The organism is Thermodesulfitimonas sp., assembly GCF_052743955.1.
The window spans coordinates 1-2,266 of the sequence record NZ_JBRAIN010000157.1 but is presented as its reverse complement, the minus strand read 5'-3'; the positions used below and the strand labels follow the sequence as shown (position 1 = coordinate 2,266).

Sequence of the window (2,266 nt, the reverse complement as noted above, 5' to 3'; positions counted from 1 at the left end):
TTCCCAAAGAAAATATCATGGATGAAATCGCCACCGCACACATTATCATTATAAAGTTTACCGGGAAGGAACCGCGCCTAATCCGCACCCCTAACGGTGACTGGGACGAAAAGGTGGTAAAGGCCGCTCAGGAACTGGGTTACACGGTCATCCAGTGGGACGTAGACTCCCTGGACTGGAAGAATCCCGGTGTGGAAACGATTATCCGGCGGGTATTGAAATTAGTGCGTCCGGGAACGATCGTCCTGATGCATGCCAGCGACAGTTGCCGGCAGACGGACAAGGCGCTGCCGGAGGTTATTGCCGGCCTACGCCAGCAGGGTTACAAAATGGTGACGGTTTCGGAACTGCTCCGTTACGGCCCCGGCGTCCTGGACTAAGCTCCGAAAAACCCTTTGACAATACGCAACCCGGCACCCAACTCGTACATAAGAAGCGGCGTGCTGATCGTAGATTTTCCGGCTGAATGCCCGGAAATGGTTGAGTGCCGGGTGGCTTTCAGCGCGTCGTTGGGGTCATCCGCCGGTTTATTTCCTGGATTTCCCGCGTGAACGCGGAAACCGGCTTCCCCTTGGCGATTCCGTCCTGAACGCGCTTAATCCGCGTGAAGGTGTCTGCATCCGCCGTGACCATCGCCCGTCTGAGCCGCGGTTCGGTTTTTCTAAGCCGGTCCGCCACCCGCTGCCGAATCCGTGTCGTTTCCCCTCGCTCCACATCCGCGTTCAGGTTGATACCCACGTAGGCTGTACTTCCTACAATGACTACCCTGAAAAACAGCGCATCCCTGAGGGAGCAGACTAAGCCGCCGGCTCCACGGTCACCTTGTAGCCGAGTTTCTCCAGGCGCTTCACCGAACGGCGAACGATAGCTGTCTTGTCTTGCTCATCAAAGTAGTTGGCTCCAAGATCCACATAGGGCGTTCCATGCTTTAAGATGTGATAAACAATAACCAGGATCGTATGCCCCACGGCGACGATTGCCCTCTTAGCTCCGCGTCGAGGGGCGATACGGTGATACTGCGATGCAAGGTAGGTCTTTTTGGTGCGCACCGCCGCCTGAGCGGCTTCTACCAGCGCTTCCCGCAACCAGGGGCTGCCTTTGCGGGTCTTACTGCTCTTGCGCTTGCCGGCGCTTTCGTTGTTCCCCGGACACATCCCGGCCCATGACGCCAGGTGGCCGGCCGTGGGAAAGCGCTCCATATCAAGACCGATCTCGGCCACGATCATTTCCGCCGTCCGCCGGCCGACTCCCGGTATGGTGTCGAGGTGCGCCAGGGCTTCTTCAAAAGGGCGCAGGCGCTCTTCGATCTCCCGGCTCAAGGTTTCGATCTGCTGCTCCAGGAAATCGATGTGCCGTAGCTGGGCGGCGATCATTACCCGCTGATGTCGGCCGATTAAGCCGGAAAGGGCCTGCTCCAATTGAGGCCGCTTCTTTTGCAGTTGCCCCTGGGCCATGGCGGCCAGTGCTTTCGGATCGGCGGTCCCGGCGACAAGGGCTTCCAGCATGGCCCGGCCGGATTTGCCCGTGATGTCCGAGGCTACCGAGGCAAGCTTGATGTTGGCCCCTTCCAGTGTCTTTTGCAGGCGGTTTACTTCGGCGCTCCGTTCCCGGATCAGTGTCTTGCGGTAGCGGACCAGTTCGCGCAGCTCGCGTTGCTCCCGGCTGGGAATGTAACTGCCGCGCAAGAGTCCGTGCCGTAACAGGTCGGCAATCCATTCCGCATCCTTAACGTCGGTCTTGCGCCCCGGAACGGCTTTGATGTGTTGCGCGTTGACGACCAAAAGCTCGAGACTGTAACTCTCCAGGAGGTTATAGACAGGCTTCCAGTACACGCCCGTACTCTCGATGGCGACATGCGTTACGCCCCGTTCTTCCAGCCAATCGGCCAGTTCCAGGAGGTGAACGGTCATGGTGCCGAAGGTCCGGAGTTCCTTGCCTTCCGGGGTGATAACACAGGCGACAAGGCTTTGTTTGTGGACGTCTATACCGCAGCACCGTTCGTAAACAATCCGCATAAGGCTACCCTCCCATGGATGTGTGGCAGAAGGCGCGGCGGTCGTGTACGTTAAGAAATCTACCCTTCGTGCTCACCCTGAAGGTGGCGACAGTCAGTGGTGCTCCAAACCGCCGGGATCCGTCTACTGGTCGGACTCATAGTACCAGCGAGTGTCGATCTCGTTACGCCGACTGCCTACGGGAGTACTTCGACACTAACGACCTTTTTCATTGTCTGTGGCGCTGCATTTTGCAGGATGAGGGTCTACTG

The 2,266-nt window shown here is 58.2% G+C and carries 4 protein-coding genes; 2 read left to right on the top strand and 2 right to left on the bottom strand.

Going from position 1 to position 2,266, the window contains the following annotated elements:
• Positions 1-380: polysaccharide deacetylase family protein (locus ACUVTA_RS09485; protein WP_445952693.1), on the top strand; the 380-nt coding region annotated here is incomplete at its 5' end.
• Between the two features lie 118 nt (positions 381-498).
• Here ACUVTA_RS09485 and ACUVTA_RS09480 read toward each other — a convergent pair.
• The gene (locus ACUVTA_RS09480; protein WP_445952694.1) at positions 499-759 is read right to left on the bottom strand and encodes a YhcN/YlaJ family sporulation lipoprotein; all 261 of its coding nucleotides are present in this window, start codon (positions 757-759) and stop codon (positions 499-501) included.
• 38 nt (positions 760-797) lie between these two features.
• Positions 798-2,015, bottom strand: a complete 1,218-nt coding sequence (locus ACUVTA_RS09475; RefSeq protein ID WP_445952692.1) for an IS110 family transposase — start codon at positions 2,013-2,015, stop codon at positions 798-800.
• A gap of 14 nt (positions 2,016-2,029) precedes the next feature.
• Between ACUVTA_RS09475 and ACUVTA_RS09470 the strand changes: the two genes are divergently transcribed.
• The coding region (locus ACUVTA_RS09470; RefSeq protein ID WP_445952691.1) for a hypothetical protein at positions 2,030-2,266 on the top strand (237 nt) is incomplete at its 3' end.

Bases quoted from the DNA above. Each gene is read 5' to 3' on its own strand.
- ACUVTA_RS09475 (WP_445952692.1), bottom strand. From the start codon at position 2,015: ATGCGGATTGTTTACGAACGGTGCTGCGGTATAGACGTCCACAAACAA.